The sequence below is a fragment of the Oceanobacillus longus genome (assembly GCF_042650085.1).
Taxonomy (GTDB): domain Bacteria; phylum Bacillota; class Bacilli; order Bacillales; family Amphibacillaceae; genus Oceanobacillus; species Oceanobacillus longus.
Genome location: NZ_JBHSAO010000011.1, coordinates 80,110 through 95,149 on the forward strand (window position 1 = coordinate 80,110; position 15,040 = coordinate 95,149).

The 15,040-nt window shown below is 41.2% G+C and carries 16 protein-coding genes; 9 read left to right on the plus strand and 7 right to left on the minus strand.

Annotation, left to right across the window (positions count from 1 at the left end):
* Positions 1-61 precede the first annotated feature (61 nt).
* Both ACFOUV_RS14460 and ACFOUV_RS14465 read left to right on the plus strand, forming a co-directional pair.
* Positions 62-895: a flagellar hook-basal body protein gene (locus ACFOUV_RS14460; RefSeq protein WP_379497493.1), complete on the plus strand. Its 834-nt coding sequence runs from the start codon at positions 62-64 to the stop codon at positions 893-895.
* 111 nt (positions 896-1,006) lie between these two features.
* Positions 1,007-1,360, plus strand: coding sequence for a DNA-directed RNA polymerase subunit beta (locus ACFOUV_RS14465; protein WP_379497494.1), 354 nt, complete (start codon positions 1,007-1,009; stop codon positions 1,358-1,360).
* A 491-nt stretch (positions 1,361-1,851) separates the two neighbouring features.
* Here the strand turns inward: ACFOUV_RS14465 and ACFOUV_RS14470 are convergent, their stop codons facing one another.
* A complete protein-coding gene (locus ACFOUV_RS14470; RefSeq protein WP_379497495.1) occupies positions 1,852-1,998 on the minus strand; it encodes a lmo0937 family membrane protein in 147 nt (48 codons plus the stop codon).
* A gap of 123 nt (positions 1,999-2,121) precedes the next feature.
* On the opposite strand from ACFOUV_RS14470, the gene fabZ reads away from it, so the two are divergent.
* Both fabZ and ACFOUV_RS14480 read left to right on the plus strand, forming a co-directional pair.
* On the plus strand, positions 2,122-2,544 hold the full coding sequence (gene fabZ / locus ACFOUV_RS14475; RefSeq protein WP_379497496.1) for a 3-hydroxyacyl-ACP dehydratase FabZ: 423 nt from the start codon (positions 2,122-2,124) through the stop codon (positions 2,542-2,544).
* Positions 2,545-2,695: 151 nt separating this feature from the next.
* Positions 2,696-2,938 (plus strand): hypothetical protein, encoded by a 243-nt coding sequence (locus tag ACFOUV_RS14480; protein WP_379497497.1) that lies wholly within the window; start codon positions 2,696-2,698, stop codon positions 2,936-2,938.
* Positions 2,939-3,020: 82 nt separating this feature from the next.
* On the opposite strand, the gene ACFOUV_RS14485 is transcribed toward ACFOUV_RS14480, so the two are convergent.
* Both ACFOUV_RS14485 and ACFOUV_RS14490 read right to left on the minus strand, forming a co-directional pair.
* Entirely contained in the window at positions 3,021-3,203 is a 183-nt protein-coding gene (locus tag ACFOUV_RS14485) for a YjfB family protein (RefSeq protein ID WP_379497498.1), read from the minus strand.
* Between the two features lie 132 nt (positions 3,204-3,335).
* Positions 3,336-3,461, minus strand: coding sequence for a hypothetical protein (locus ACFOUV_RS14490; RefSeq protein WP_379497499.1), 126 nt, complete (start codon positions 3,459-3,461; stop codon positions 3,336-3,338).
* A 263-nt stretch (positions 3,462-3,724) separates the two neighbouring features.
* On the opposite strand from ACFOUV_RS14490, the gene ACFOUV_RS14495 reads away from it, so the two are divergent.
* The 4 genes from ACFOUV_RS14495 (at position 3,725) to ACFOUV_RS14510 (ending at position 9,508) form a co-directional block, all read left to right on the plus strand.
* Positions 3,725-4,606, plus strand: coding sequence for a TetR/AcrR family transcriptional regulator (locus ACFOUV_RS14495; RefSeq protein WP_379497500.1), 882 nt, complete (start codon positions 3,725-3,727; stop codon positions 4,604-4,606).
* Positions 4,607-4,634: 28 nt separating this feature from the next.
* Positions 4,635-5,489, plus strand: coding sequence for an efflux RND transporter periplasmic adaptor subunit (locus tag ACFOUV_RS14500; protein ID WP_379497501.1), 855 nt, complete (start codon positions 4,635-4,637; stop codon positions 5,487-5,489).
* 3 nt (positions 5,490-5,492) lie between these two features.
* Positions 5,493-8,561, plus strand: coding sequence for an efflux RND transporter permease subunit (locus ACFOUV_RS14505; RefSeq protein ID WP_379497502.1), 3,069 nt, complete (start codon positions 5,493-5,495; stop codon positions 8,559-8,561).
* Between the two features lie 644 nt (positions 8,562-9,205).
* Positions 9,206-9,508: a hypothetical protein gene (locus tag ACFOUV_RS14510; protein ID WP_379497503.1), complete on the plus strand. Its 303-nt coding sequence runs from the start codon at positions 9,206-9,208 to the stop codon at positions 9,506-9,508.
* Between the two features lie 421 nt (positions 9,509-9,929).
* On the opposite strand, the gene zwf is transcribed toward ACFOUV_RS14510, so the two are convergent.
* The 4 genes from zwf to ACFOUV_RS14530 all read right to left on the minus strand — a co-directional run bounded on the left by zwf (position 9,930) and on the right by ACFOUV_RS14530 (position 13,451).
* Entirely contained in the window at positions 9,930-11,405 is a 1,476-nt protein-coding gene (gene zwf, locus ACFOUV_RS14515) for a glucose-6-phosphate dehydrogenase (RefSeq protein WP_379497504.1), read from the minus strand.
* A gap of 332 nt (positions 11,406-11,737) precedes the next feature.
* Complete coding sequence (locus tag ACFOUV_RS14520; RefSeq protein ID WP_379497505.1) at positions 11,738-12,178, minus strand: threonine/serine exporter family protein; 441 nt, start codon at positions 12,176-12,178, stop codon at positions 11,738-11,740.
* A gap of 24 nt (positions 12,179-12,202) precedes the next feature.
* Entirely contained in the window at positions 12,203-12,946 is a 744-nt protein-coding gene (locus tag ACFOUV_RS14525) for a threonine/serine exporter family protein (protein ID WP_379497506.1), read from the minus strand.
* 103 nt (positions 12,947-13,049) lie between these two features.
* The gene (locus tag ACFOUV_RS14530) at positions 13,050-13,451 is read right to left on the minus strand and encodes a hypothetical protein (RefSeq protein ID WP_379497507.1); all 402 of its coding nucleotides are present in this window, start codon (positions 13,449-13,451) and stop codon (positions 13,050-13,052) included.
* 246 nt (positions 13,452-13,697) lie between these two features.
* Here ACFOUV_RS14530 and ACFOUV_RS14535 point away from each other — a divergent pair, with 246 nt between their 5' ends.
* Complete coding sequence (locus ACFOUV_RS14535) at positions 13,698-14,774, plus strand: glycosyltransferase family 4 protein (RefSeq protein WP_379497508.1); 1,077 nt, start codon at positions 13,698-13,700, stop codon at positions 14,772-14,774.
* The last annotated feature ends 266 nt before the right edge of the window (positions 14,775-15,040 follow it).

Below are 15,040 nucleotides of genomic sequence, written 5' to 3' on the forward strand. Positions count from 1 at the left end.
GCTAGCGTTTGGTAGCTCATGTTTGAAACAATAGGCAATACCTTTTTAAGGAGGGACAATCATGTCTCAGATGATGATACAGGCGGCTGTAACCATGAATCAGCTGCAACAAAAGCTCGATTTGATTGGGAATAATATGGCGAACAGCCAGACAACCGGATATAAAGGCCGTCAAGCCGATTTTAGCTCCCTGCTTATTCAACAAGTAAATAATTTGTCTGACCCAGCAAATGCTGAAGGTCGAGTGACTCCTGATGGCATTCGGGTCGGTTCCGGAGCCAAATTAGGTTCAACAAATATTGACCTCTCATTAGGTTCCATCTTGGAGACAGATCGCGTACTTGACACTGCCTTAAAACAGGACAACCATCTATTCCAAATCCAGGTAAACGAAAATGGTCAGGAAAATACGCTCTTTACGAGAGATGGCTCATTTTTTCTTAACCCTATGAACAATAATCAGGATCTCATGCTGACTACAGGTGACGGTAATGCTGTACTTGGTCAAGATGGCCCGATTGTTATTGCAGAAGGATTCGATTCCATCGATATCCGTGAAAACGGGCAGATCATTGTTTCACGCGGAGGACAGACTGCTGTAGAGGCGCAGCTTGCTGTGGTCGAAGCAGTTCGGCCCCGATTGCTTGAAGCAGCCGGTCAAAATCTATTCCGACTGCCTGATATGGAAGAATTAGAATTTGATGCTGCAGAAATCATCCAGGCAACTGCCCCGAATGCAGATGTTTTGCAAAGCGGTGCACTGGAACAGTCCAATGTTGATATCGCTCAGCAAATGGCAGATTTAATGGTAACACAGCGTTCCTATCAATTTAATTCAAGAACCATCTCCATGGGCGACCAAATGATGGGGCTCGTAAACCAACTTAGGTCGTAAAAATGTTACGTTCGCAAAATATTTCAAAATACTATGTAATCACACATTGTTATGGTAAACTGCAACTATATAAAAGTACGTGATTTGTAAGGGAATAAGGAGCAACATACTATGTCTACAAACCAATCAGAAAAACAGTCAAGAAAGACGTTGAAGGAAGAAAAGAGCGCTGGAAAAAAGCGTAAAAAACCTGTAGCGTCCAAAAAAACTGTTTCAGAAACTGACAAGCAGACCCGAAAACAGCAAAAAGTAAAACAAAAAGAAGAAAAAAGGAAAAATAAAAAGCCGAGACGCCGTATTTTTCCAATTTGGCTTCGTATTATTGTTGTGCTAATTATTGCTGCTGCTACGTTAGTCGTTGGATTAATGATTGGCTATGGAATCATCGGCGACGGCGTACCAACCGACGCCCTCAAAAAAGAAACCTGGCAGCACATCATCGACATTGTAACAAAAGTTGAGTAAACAAAAGCATTTCATCTTTTATAACCAAGATGAAATGCTTTTTCACTTTAGGTTGTATTCTAAAAGACTGGGACTGTGGTTACTCATCCTACCAAAAAGAATTGTTGTTACAAAGTATATAAACCGCGACATAAAATACCGCTTCGGAAATACACTTCGCTTTCCGCGGGCTCGCGATGAGCCTCCTCGCGAGCAAATAACGCTCACTGTGGGGTCTCATCGTCTTCGCTTTCCCGCAGGAGTCTTCGTGTATTTCCTCCGCTAGTGCAATGTCCCAAAAAGGGAATGGTTGTAATCATTTTATGGCAGTTGATTGGAGCTACGGACAGTTGACTCCTGCGGGAACAGCACGTGTCTGAAGACCCCACAGCGGCGGTTTTCCGCGAGGAGGCTGAAGCCGTGCCCGCGGAAAGCAACTGTCCGTAGCGGAAATCAACCTGCAGTTACATCGTAGCTTATCTCAACTCTGAGATGACCACAAACATTACCTGTTAAGGAACTTTTCTTCCAGTAACCAGACGGAAAATCAATACGACAAGTGCAATAACAAGTAGTAAGTGAATCAAACCGCCACCGATTTCAAACGCGAAACCAAGTGCCCATAAAATTAACAAAACAATCAGGATTGTCCAAAGCATATAAATCCTCCTTTACATTTAAAATATTAGTGCTATAACTACGTAATTCCACATTTTACTTTTTTTGAAACACTTCTTTCGATATAATGACAGAAAGTACGAATCACAAAGGAGAACAAACCTATGTTGGATATTGAACAAATAAAAGAAATAATACCGCATCGCTACCCATTTTTATTAGTAGACAAAGTAACAGAAATGGAAGAAGGAAAGCGCGTAGTAGGATTAAAAAATGTAAGCATCAATGAACCATACTTCCAAGGACATTTCCCCGATTATCCGGTAATGCCAGGTGTGCTGATTGTTGAAGCGCTTGCCCAAGTTGGAGCAATCGCTGTCTTAAACATCGAAGGCAATAAAGGGAAAATCGGTTTTCTGGCAGGCGTCGATAAATGCCGCTTCAAACGTCAGGTAAAACCAGGTGACCAATTAAAATTGGAAGTGGAGATCACTCGCATGAAGGGACCGATCGGAAAAGGAAAAGGCATCGCAACCGTGGATGGTGAACTGGCTTGTGAAGCTGAAATTACATTTGCAATTAAATAAAATGCATGAAAGAAGAATTTACGCTTCATCTGAAGATAATCTCCAAATAGCCACCATTTTTTGTTAAATTCATGTAAAAAATAAGTATTTCTTCTTTAAATATGGTTAAGCTAATTGCGATAGCGAACATCAATAAAGGAGGAAACTTGTTATGAAAAGCAAATGGCTTATAAAATTAGGTGCGCCTGTTTTGGCATTATCCTTAGTCGCTGCATGTGGAACCGGCAATGAAGAAGACCCGGTTCAAGAAGAAGAAGCACCGTTAAATCAAGAAGAGGAAAACGGCGGCATGAATGAAGACGAGGGCTTAATGGAAGAAAACAACGAATTCGATGAAAACAAGGATAATAACGGTATGAACAATGGTGAAACGAACGAAACACCTGCAGAATAATCTGAAAGGCTAGATGAATCTAAACGCTAAAAGCAGAACAGCCCTGATTAAAAGGGGTTCTGCTTTTTAGTTTTAATCAGAACTATAATTGAATATCAATCTGATTTCCTAAGTTAGGGTGTGCTGGTACTGTTTCCTGCATCATTTCCATTAATTGAAGGCTCTGTTGTTGGGCAACGTCTTTGATGTTATCCATAACAGCAAGGCTTGCACTTGAACGAACCTGGTTATTTGACATAACTACGGATAAAGCAGCAATATCCATGAATATAATCCCCTCCCGTAATGCTCCTATTATGGAAAAGTATACCATAATGCAAACAGCGTATGAATCATTAATTCAATAAAAGAAGTATAAATATCGACTTTTTCGAATACCTATACTTCATGCAATTCTCTATTTATCGTCATCATCTTTTTTCTCTTCATTTCCCTGTGCCTTTTCCATTTCATTGGATTGAAGCTGTGATCCCTTTTCCGTATCTTTATCATCCTGCTGTACTTTTTTATTTTTATCAGCCATTCTTTTGCCTCCTTGAATTTAAATGTGTCTATACGTATGTCTACCCGTAAGAAGTAAATAAAAAACACCTTCTAAATCGGAGTTCACAAAAAGTTAATATTTATCTATCTTGTATTTTCGGGTATGTAACCTATATAATAAATTAGGCAACCTATATCTATTTTTCACCTCATATGACTTACTGGTCAGTCATTTTATTTATTTTAAGAATGAATGAAACAATAATGCTGCTAATATCGTACAAAAGGAACAGGTGATTATTTTTGAATGAGAAGAAAAGAAGATTGATTGAGTCAGGAATGAAATTATTTTCGGCAAAAGGATATCATAATACTTCGATACAGGAAATAGCTTCTTCAGCAGGCGTTTCCAAAGGGGCATTTTATCTTTATTTTGAGTCGAAGGAACAATTTATTACGACCGCGATTCATCATTTTTATAATCAAATGACAGATAAAATGAAACGGATCAGTGAGACAAAACACGATGCCAGGGAAATTCTCGAGCAACAGATCACTACAATCATTGACTACATCTATACATACAAAGACTTCATTATCATGCATTTACGGGAAAATATTTCAGTAGGTGAACAAACGGATAAAATGATGGAACACATGCAAATATCCAGTTTTCAGAGCCTGCGAGAAAATATACGCCGTATTTACGGGGAAAAAGTAAATGAAATTATCGTTGATGTTGTCATCCAAATGGAAGGACTGATTAATTCCTATTCCAAGTGGATTGTGATCGATGATATACACGTGGAGCGGGAAAAGATTGGACCCTTTCTCGTTAGAAGGCTGGACAATATTGTTACTGGGATGCTCCAGAATAAGGAAGTGCCATTAACGTTCATTCCTGAAAAATATAATCGTCATCTAACAGGTGCAGGTGGGGAGGAGCTTGACCCAGCAGTAACAATCCTCAAAACAATGAAAGAGAAAATTTTATCGATGGAACCAGGTACAGAAAAAGTAAAAAAACTGCTGGCTGCGTTTCAGTTGCTTGAAACAGAGCTGGCCAAAAAGGAAAGACAACCGATTATGATTCAAGGTTTGCTTGCACATTTTAGAGAAATACCGGAAGTACATCAGGAATGTGAACAACTGGCCAAAGAAATGAAAATGGAATTACTAAAATAAGTGAACGGTTATGGAAGGAGCACAAATAATGAAGAAAATGCTATTCGGATTAGCTGCAATCCTATTCATTGGATTACTGGCAGCATGTACAGAGGAAGAGAATGCCGAAGAGGAACAAGAGCGAATTGTTCCAGTAGAGACAGCGGAGGTAGAAACAGGAGACCTGGTCCTTGAAAAAACACTTTATGGCCGCACGGCGCCAAAGACCACTACACCGGTTATGCTGCAGACTCCTGGTGAAGTAGATACATTGGAAGCCCGAAATGGTGCACAGGTCGAAGAGGATGACTTGATTGCAAGCATTTCAACGGCAGCGGGCAATCAAAATATCCGTGCACCGAAAGATGGTCAAATTTTAAACATACAGGCAGCAGAAGATGAAATGGCCACCAATGAAGAGCCATTTGCAATCATTGCTGATATGGATCAAATGAAAGTGCAATTAACGGTGACAGCGAATGTACGCTCACTTTTAGCTGTGGATGATACCTTTACCGTCCTCATCGATGATAACGAATATCAAGCTACAATAACAGAAGTCGGTGCAATGCCAGATGATACCGGATTATATCCAGTAGAGGCAACGGTCGAGAATGAAGAATCTGCTATTTTGTCAGGAACGATTGCTGAAATGAACGTTCCCGAAACAACGATTGAAGAAGCCATAATTGTTCCAACATCTGCCATTATTCAGGAGGATGATCTTTCATTTGTTTATCTTGTAAATGAAGGTAAAGCGCAAAAGGTAGAAGTTACGATTGAGGAAACACAATCCGAGAAATCTGCAATTGAAGGCGAAGTTAAGGCCGGAGATCAAATCGTGATTACTGGTCAGCTTACACTATCCGATGGTGATCAAGTGGATACAGCGAGAGGGGAATAAGTTTTGAAGCTAGTAAATACGTCCGTGAAGCGACCTGTAGGGGTCATTATGATCGTCCTTGCCATCATCGCTCTTGGAGTTGTCTCCGTCCGAAGCTTGGCAGTGGACCTTTTTCCAAAAATAGATTTACCGATTGCAGTCGTCGCAACAAGCTATCAGGATGCTGCGCCGGAGGATGTTGAAAATTTAATTAGCCGACAAATTGAGTCCTCGGTCAGTTCCGTTGAGGGCATCGATACCGTTCAATCCCAATCTCAAGCGGGCTCATCACTTGTTATGATGATGTTTAAAAATGGAACAGATCTTGATCAGGCATTACTGGATGTCCGGGAAAAGGTGGATCAAGTAAAAGGTTATCTGCCTGAACAAGCCGGCGAACCAAATATTTTGCGTTTCAGCCCGGATGCACTACCGGTCGTTTACCTTGGTTTAACGGGCGGGGATGCAGCAAAATTAACCACTATTGCTGACGAAGAGATTGTACCATTCTTAGAACGTCAGGGTGGGGTCGCCTCTGTCACTGTTGAAGGTGGGAAAACCCGTGAGATTCAGGTCGAAATGGATCAGGCTAAAATGCAGCAATATGGTGTTACAACGCAAGGATTGATGCAACACTTAAGCAGTACGAACAGTTCCGCCTCGGTTGGGACAGTTGAGAAAGGAAATCAAGATCTCCAACTGCGTGTAACCGGTGAATTTGAATCATTGGATGATATATCAGAAACAATTATTCAAACGGAAACAGGGGCAACGGTGCTTGTGGAAGATGTTGTAGAGGTAACAGATACATTTAAGGAATCCTCCTCAACTACATTGGTGAACGGTGAACCCTCACTTGTTCTATCCATTATGAAGCAAACAGATGCAAACACCGTAGAGGTCGCTACCAATATTGGGGATAGCATCTCTGAAATGAATGGCGATTTACCGGGAGAAGTAAAGTTGGAAACAATCATTGATACATCTGAATTCATTCAAATGTCCGTGGACTCGGTAATTTCCAATATTTTAATTGGAGGATTTATTGCAGTATTCATTCTGCTTCTATTCTTAAAAAGCATTCGTGCAACGATTGTTATTGGTCTATCCATCCCAATTGCACTCATATCCACATTCGCTTTAATGTATTTCACTGGCCAGACATTAAACGTACTGACACTTGGTGGATTGGCATTAGGAATCGGGATGATGGTGGACAGTTCCATTGTTATTTTGGAAAACATCTACTCCTATCGCAAAAGAGGCTACAGTCTATTTGATTCGGCAACAAAAGGTGCCTCTGAACTCGCACCTGCCGTTATCGCATCAACAACAACGACATTGGTCGTATTTTTGCCAATTATCTATGTAGAAGGTCTGGCATCGGATCTCTTTACACCACTGGCACTGGCAGTATCCTTCTCACTGATTGCCTCCCTGGTGGTAGCAATCACCTTAGTCCCAATGCTTTCATCCAAACTGCTTTCCAAAGCAATGGAGGACAACGGGCGAAGATACTGGTTTGACCGTTTTCTTGATTGGTTACGAGGCAAATATGCCAGCGGACTGAAGCGTGTATTAAAATTCCGTAAAACGACCGTGTTGGCGACGATTCTTGCTATTATCGGTAGTCTGGCATTGATTCCGATGATTGGCGCCGAATTAATACCGGCATCTGATCAAGGGCAGGCGCAAATTACCGTCGAAACTGCTCCAGGAAGCAGTCTGGAATATACAGAGGGAATTGCCGGGCAAGTGAATGAAACCATTAATGAATATAGTGATGTAATCGAAATAAGCTATGTCACCATCGGCGGAACAGGATTTACTGCCGGTAATCAAGCAACGTATACGATGCAGCTGACACCTGCAGCAGAAAGGGAACCATCCACCCAAGACATCGTTACGGAAATGGATGAGAAACTCCAACACATTGCAGGAGCGGAAATAACCGCAAGTGCGATGGATGGTGGAATGAATATGGGAGATCCCATTTCCATTCAAATTAACGGACCAGAACATGAAGTTTTACGAGAGATTTCCGATCAAATTGTAACGGAAATTTCAAGTATAGAAGGGGTATTCAACCCATCATCAGCAGCTGCAGATGGTGTTCCGCAAATGACAATTTCCAGTGATGAAGGAAAAGCGGCAACCCAAGGACTGACACAAGAACAAATTACCAGCCAAATCCAAATGCAGTTTAACGGACAAGTGGTAACACAATACCGTGAAGAAGGCCAGGAAATGGACGTCACATTGCTTTATCCGGAAGACGAACGCAGCACAATCAGTGACTTGAAAGATTTAAAAGTTCAGTCACCGACCGGAGCAAGCCTTCCATTGGAAGAAGTAGCAGATCTAGTTGAAGTTCAAGGCCCTGTTTCGTTATTGAGGGAAAATCAACAGCCACAAATGAATGTTACCAGCGCTGTTGTTGATCGAGATCTTGGAAGTGTTGTAGAAGATGTTGAAACAACATTGGATGGGATGAGCCTGCCGGAAGGATACAGTATTACGATCGGCGGACAGGCGCAGGATATGGCCGATTCATTTACAGACCTAGCCATCGCTTTAGTATTCTCTATCTTCCTCGTATACGCTGTAATGGCAATACAATTTGAGAACTTCCTGCAACCATTCATTATTATGTTTGCATTACCGACTACAATCATTGGGGTGATTGGAGGATTATACATCACAGGCATATCTCTAAGTGTCCCTGGGTTTATCGGTATTATCATGCTCGCCGGGATCGTCGTAAATAACTCGATCGTACTCGTGGACTATATTAATATACTGAGAGGAAGAGGAATGGATAGATTCGAAGCCATCATTGAGGCAGGAAGAAACAGAATCCGCCCAATCATGATGACAACATTGACAACCGTTCTCGCAATGGTTCCACTGGGAATGGGACTTGGTGAAGGTGCTGAAATGCAGCAACCACTAGCTGTCACTATTATCTTTGGACTTTCCGTATCAAGTATATTTACACTATTCTTCGTACCAGTTATTTACACATTCTTCGATGACCTAAGCGCAAAATTTACAAACAGGAAAGAGAAGAAGAAAAAGAAAAAAGAAGCTTAGAATGAAAGAGGCCCTCCGCCTGAGGAGAGCCTCTTTTTTTAGGGATTTTTAAAAGTTTGGTTGTTCGTTTAATATATAAAATGCGAAGTAAATGCTGGTTGGTTTCTATCGGTATGCAGAAACTTCGGCGATCGCTCTGGGAAATACACTGCGCTTTTCGCGGGCGGCTGGTGAGCCTCTTCATGCTGACGCATTTCAAAGTCTCACCTATGCCTTTCCTCCCGCAGAAGTCTCCGTGTATTTCCCAGAGCTGGTTAGAAGGTTGCTAATAATTACTATACTTGCGTAGCTAAAATAACATTATAAAACTTCACCAGTCCGGGTGAGCGGCGGGCGGTGACTCCTGCGGGAAAAGCACGTGTCCGAAGACCCCGCAGAGTGGGTTTCTCGAGGAGGCTGAGGCCGTGCCCGCGGAAAGCATCCGCCCAGAGCGATCCCGGACGGAGATAGAAGCACACGATTTTGGATATCAGCTAGTAGTTAGTTCGCATTTTATCTCAACTCCGCGGTGATTATAGCAACAAAGCAACTAACATTACGAAGATAACCTTTTACATGTGTCATTTAAAATGAAAAGGGGAATACTAAACTGAACTTATCTTTGAAAATTAAGGTATGAATCACTGATGAAGGAGGCAACAACATTGTCGATATCACGAATTTTAAAATGGGTTACAGGAATATTAGAAGCACTGCTCGGATTCCCAATCCTCGGAGGTGCATATATTATAGCCAACGCATGGACACCACTACTTTTTATGCTAGTTCTACACATCGTTGCACTGATATTCACAAAAAGAGTCAATGGATCTATTATCGGTAATGTTTCCGGAATCATCACATCACTTGTTGGATGGATTCCGGTTGTAGGAATGATTATGCATCTTATCACCGCAATTATCCTGATATTCTCTGCAATGCGACCAGAGCCCAAACAGGTTATGTGACCGGACAGGCAGGCCGTAGAAAGATAAGCGGATGAATGACCGAACGAGGCGAAAAACCAAGAGAAAGGGAACTCATCGAATGGATGAGTGCCCGAATCAGGCAAAACTACAAGAGAAAGGGAACTCATCGAATGGATGAGTGACCAAACTAGGCAAAACTACAAGAGAAAGGGAACTCATCGAGCTGATGAGTGACCGAACAATCCAAAACTTCAAGAGAAAGGGCACTCATCAAGCGGAGAAAAACCGACAAGAGGAAGCTTTTTCATAAAGGATTGTCCTATCTGATGCTTTAATTAAAAAGCATCTATTAGATAATATAAAAACGCTTGGATAGATTTCTAATTCTATCAAGCGTTTTTGTGTACCAATTCTAGTGCGAAAGCGATACAAGCACTGGCTTATCACAAACTATATAAAATTAAATAGACCACCAATGGAAACCATCTTTTGCAAGCAATTCATCGGCTGCATCGGGTCCCATTGATCCTGATTTATAGTTAGGGAAATCAGCTGTGTTTTTTGACCAAACATCCAAAATGGTGTCAACGAATTCCCATGAGAGTGCAACTTCATCCCAATGGGTAAAGTTAGTCGCATCCCCAACCATGCAATCATACAAAAGTTTTTCATAGGCTTCAGGGGTATTGATGCCTGAAACAGCATTGTGATTGTATGCTAACTGGATAGGTTCAGAGAGTGCACCGTTTCCGGATTTTTTCGCATTCAGACAAAGAGTGATTCCTTCGTTCGGCTGAATGTTAATGATCAATAGATTCGGATGTCTGTCATTATCCTTTTTAAAGTACAAGTTCATTGGAATATCTTTAAATTCAATCACAATTTTGGTCGATTTTTCAGCCATTCGTTTACCGGTCCGAATATAAATTGGAACTCCGGCAAAGCGGTAGTTATCGATCAATAGCTTTCCAGCGACAAATGTTTCCGTATTGGAAGTTGCCAGCTCTTCTGCCTCATCGCGATAACCTTGAACGGCTTCCCCTTTCATATCTCCACTATCGTACTGTCCACGTACAAAAAAGTCGCCAACCTGTTCGGGATCCATATTACGGAGTGCGCGCAACACCTTGATTTTCTCGGAACGAATCTCCTCGGTTGTCAAACTGATTGGAGGTTCCATGGCAAGCAGGGCAACCATCTGTAAAATATGGTTTTGTACCATGTCTCTTGCTGCACCGGAATGATCATAATAGCGTGCCCGTTCCTCAACCCCAAGTGTTTCACTCGATGTAATTTGGATGTTAGAAATAAAACGGTTATTCCATAAATGCTCAAAGATTCCATTCGCAAAACGGATAACCTCAATATTCTGCACCATTTCTTTTCCTAAATAGTGATCAATCCTGTAAATCTGCTGTTCATCAAAAGCAGCACGCAATTCTTTATTTAATACTTTAGCAGATTCCAAATCGCGTCCAAATGGCTTTTCAATCACAAGACGTGACCAGCCAGCCGATTCCTTCAAACCATATTCCTTCAATTTATTGGCAATCGTTCCAAAGAAGTCTGGCGCCATTGCAAGGTAGAAGACACGGTTCCCTTCTGTTTGGTATGTACCTTCTAAATCATTTATTAACATATGAAGTCCATTATAGGAAGATTCATCGGTTACATCAAAAGGCTGGTAATAAAAATGAGATGTGAACTCCTCGAGATCCTCTTCCGGTGAAATAGCTTCATTAATTGATTTTGTCACATTTTCACGCAAAACCTCATCTGTCCAAGGCCGACGTGCTAAACCGACAACAGCAAAGTTCTTGCTGATCTTACCACTTTGATAAAGACGATAGATGGAAGGAAACAATTTTCGTTTAGCCAAATCTCCTGTTGCTCCAAATATTACAATAACTACTTTAGGTTGCAGCTCATTACTCATTATTAGTTTCCTCACTTCTTTTGAAAATATAGTTTCTATTTTAAAGTAAAAATTTAATTAATCAAATTATTGGGATCGGAAATAAGTGTATTTTGATGAATGTTTTCAAATTGCGCGGCAATCCTCAAAAGTTGAGCGATTCATACGGAAAGTCGTGCGGTAAACCACGAAAGTTGCGCAATCCATCCCGGAAGTTGCGCGATACCTCACGAAAGTCGCGCAATCCGTCCCAGAAGTTGCGCGATCCCCCACGAAAGTCGAGCAATGAGTCCCCGAAGTCGCGCAATCCCCCAAAAAGCAACGCGTACACGAATCGAACTCCAGCAACCCAACTACCTCCCCAATGCCTCGGCCTTCCTCCAAATCTGATTCACTACTTCCGAGAACATCAGTCCAATTGCTATTCCTCCAGCAAGGAGCACGACTTGAGCGGAGAGCTGGACGGCGGTGTTATAATCATTTTCCACAAAATGACGCATTGCATTATAGGCGATGCCACCGGGAACAAGTGGGATAATCCCGGATACATTGAAAATAATAATTGGCATTTTATAATATCTCGCACAAAATTGGCTTAGTACGGCAACAACCATCGCAGCGAACACTGTCGCGGGAACAATGTCCATCATACCTCTTTCGAAAAGCATATAGTAGATGATCCAGCCTATCATCCCAATTAGGCCACATTGAATAAGTGCGTTTCGAGGAGCATTAAATATAATCCCAAAGCCAGCGGATGCAAAGAAGCTCATGATAAGTTGTGTGATGATCATATTTATTCCTCCTATACCCAGTCCTTATACGAATGTAAATAGCAGAGCCACTCCTCCACCAATCGCAAAGGCAGTTAATACGGATTCCACACCTTTGGATACGCCAGATACTAAATGCCCCGACATTAAATCACGAATGGCGTTGGTAATATGTAAGCCTGGTACAAGCGGCATGACTGCCCCAATAATGACCATATCAAGCGAATGGCCGAATCCATTGCTGACAAATAGATATGCCGATAGACCGACAACGAATGAACCGAAAAATTCAGCAAGGAAGCGGATTTCCACGAGTCGATCAAAGCCAAGCATCCCAGTGAAACCGAGGGCACCCGCAATAAAGGTAGGGAGAAAATCATACCATGTTCCCCCAAACATCATGGTAAAACAGCCACTCGCAAATGCTGCGGCAATAATTTGAACCCAGGGGGGATAAGCTAATTTTTCACGTTCAATTTCTTTAAGTAGCGCGTAGGCTTCATTAATCGTTAAACCCCCGGCTGTTATTTTGCGGGAAACAATATTTACTTCCGCAATTTTATGCAAATCTGTCGAACGTTTAATAATCCGAAGAGAGTTTGTAGTAGTAGCCATATCCAATGAAAAATTTATCCCTGTTGGTGTTGCATAGCTTTGTGGATTCTGAATGCCAAAAGCAGAAGCGATGCGGTTCATCGTATCCTCCACACGATGCGTCTCAGCCCCACTTACAAGCATGACCTTACCAGCAATCATGCACACTTTTTCGATTGTAATCTGTTCTTTCAAGAAACCACCAACTCTCAGGAAATCAATTACCCCTTATTATAAGGCGTTGCATACGGGAATGGAAGAAAAGAAGCTTCCTATGACTGGAAGCACCTTCTCTTCATCAAGCAACATTTATAAACATCATCACTAAAGCAATGATTGGAATGGCATTAGCAAGCATCAGCGCAATCAGTGAGAAACTATTTACTTGCTGTTTCTGGTCTTCCGCTACATCTACATTTCGTTGCAGGAAAATAAAGAAAGCGGCAAAAACCATCATCATAATAACAATCGCTGCAGGAATATAAAGCTCTTCCATCGGTACGGGTTCCGCATTAATCAACCCAAAGACAATCAATATAATAGGAATGCTTTCACTTAACGCTACTCCAATGAAAAAATTATTCTGCGCTTTTCCAAACTGCTCCGGATTTTCTTTCATCTTATCGATATTTATTTTAAAAACAACCATAATACCAATAACCGCAATAACTGCCGCCACAGTGAAAAGGTATGGACTCATATTTTCCCTCCCCCATAATTTATCAGATAATTTAAAAATGCTGTATATATGGTAGCATAGATTTAATCGGATGTCAGTGGCACTTGAAAAAAATATAAAACTTCTTTACAAACGCGTTGTGCTTATTCGGTAACATTTGCTAAACGTAACCAAATTTGGGTATAATTTAAGACAATTACTACCGAAAGCATATACTTAAATTCCAGCACATCAATGACTGTCATTAAAGAACAGTAGGAGAATTCTATGTTTAACTATGTCGATTTATTAATTGCTTTTCTCATTGCATTAACTTCATCGTGGCTGATCACGTATCCAGTGAAAAAGTTTGCGATTAAAATCGGTGCGATGGATACACCCGATAGTCGTAAAATCCATATAAATGAAACCCCAAGGCTCGGAGGACTGGCAATATTTATAGGTGCTCTCTTGGGGATGCTATATTTACAACCGCATCATGAGCATTTGCCTGAAATTCTAATAGGGTCTATCGTAATTATCATTACTGGTGCCATCGATGATCGTTTTACCATTAAACCTTACCTGAAACTGACAGGGCAGCTAATTGCAGCCACCTTGCTTGTTTCTTCAGGACTGATTATTGAACGAATCACAATTCCTGTATTCGGTGTCGTCGAACTTGGCTTTTTCAGCGTATTTATTACCGTATTATGGACAGTTGGTATTACAAATGCCATTAATTTGATTGATGGGCTGGACGGTCTGGCAACTGGAGTTACGACAATTGCCATGACAAGCCTCTTACTTATGTCAATTATAGATACACAAGTTTTAGTAGCGTTCTTATGTATCACATTGATTGGGGCTAACCTGGGTTTTCTGTATCATAACTTTTACCCGGCAAAAATTTACATGGGAGATACCGGATCCAATTTTCTCGGCTATATGATTGCAGTCATCTCCATGCTTGGACTGTTTAAAAATATAACATTCTTCAGTTTTATCATTCCGGTTATTATATTGGCCGTTCCGATTTTTGACACGTTTGTGGCAATGATTCGCAGAGCTTATAATAAGGAAAGTATTATGACCGCTGACAATAGGCACCTCCATTATCAATTGATCGAGGCAGGGTATAGTCACCGGAAAACAGTGATCATTATCTATATTTTCAGTGCATTGTTCGGATTACTGGGAATATTATTCTCCAATGCCAACCCGACCGTATCCTTCATTATAACGATGTTTGTCATATTGCTCCTGCATATTTTTGCCGAACTAGCAGGACTGGTAATGGGCGGCAAACGACCGGTAGTTAACTTCTTAAGAAAACTAAAAAAGAAAATGCAACGCTCACAATAAGGCTTCCATGAATAAGAAGCCTTATTTTTGTTGGATAAAATCTCGAAAATGACCGTATTGTTCATTCGACAAAATTCGGGGAGTGACAGGCACTGTTCGGTTTTTTGGGACTATTTGCAGTGTTTGTTGGTGAATATAGTTGGATTGGTGTATCTTTTTTACCGGGTCCTATTACACTGTTTGATTTAATAGATTTTCTATATGATTGATATATCTGAATATTAAGTCTCATGCTTTTCCAAAAGTTAGAGCGCTTTGTAATCAGA

Coding starts and splice junctions, on each gene's coding strand:
- ACFOUV_RS14460 (WP_379497493.1), top strand. CDS start 62: ATGTCTCAGATGATGATACAGGCGGCTGTAACCATGAATCAGCTGCAA.
- ACFOUV_RS14465 (WP_379497494.1), top strand. CDS start 1,007: ATGTCTACAAACCAATCAGAAAAACAGTCAAGAAAGACGTTGAAGGAA.
- ACFOUV_RS14470 (WP_379497495.1), bottom strand. CDS start 1,998: ATGCTTTGGACAATCCTGATTGTTTTGTTAATTTTATGGGCACTTGGT.
- fabZ (WP_379497496.1), top strand. CDS start 2,122: ATGTTGGATATTGAACAAATAAAAGAAATAATACCGCATCGCTACCCA.
- ACFOUV_RS14480 (WP_379497497.1), top strand. CDS start 2,696: ATGAAAAGCAAATGGCTTATAAAATTAGGTGCGCCTGTTTTGGCATTA.
- ACFOUV_RS14485 (WP_379497498.1), bottom strand. CDS start 3,203: ATGGATATTGCTGCTTTATCCGTAGTTATGTCAAATAACCAGGTTCGT.
- ACFOUV_RS14490 (WP_379497499.1), bottom strand. CDS start 3,461: ATGGCTGATAAAAATAAAAAAGTACAGCAGGATGATAAAGATACGGAA.
- ACFOUV_RS14500 (WP_379497501.1), top strand. CDS start 4,635: ATGAAGAAAATGCTATTCGGATTAGCTGCAATCCTATTCATTGGATTA.
- zwf (WP_379497504.1), bottom strand. CDS start 11,405: ATGAGTAATGAGCTGCAACCTAAAGTAGTTATTGTAATATTTGGAGCA.
- ACFOUV_RS14520 (WP_379497505.1), bottom strand. CDS start 12,178: ATGATCATCACACAACTTATCATGAGCTTCTTTGCATCCGCTGGCTTT.
- ACFOUV_RS14530 (WP_379497507.1), bottom strand. CDS start 13,451: ATGAGTCCATACCTTTTCACTGTGGCGGCAGTTATTGCGGTTATTGGT.
- ACFOUV_RS14535 (WP_379497508.1), top strand. CDS start 13,698: ATGTTTAACTATGTCGATTTATTAATTGCTTTTCTCATTGCATTAACT.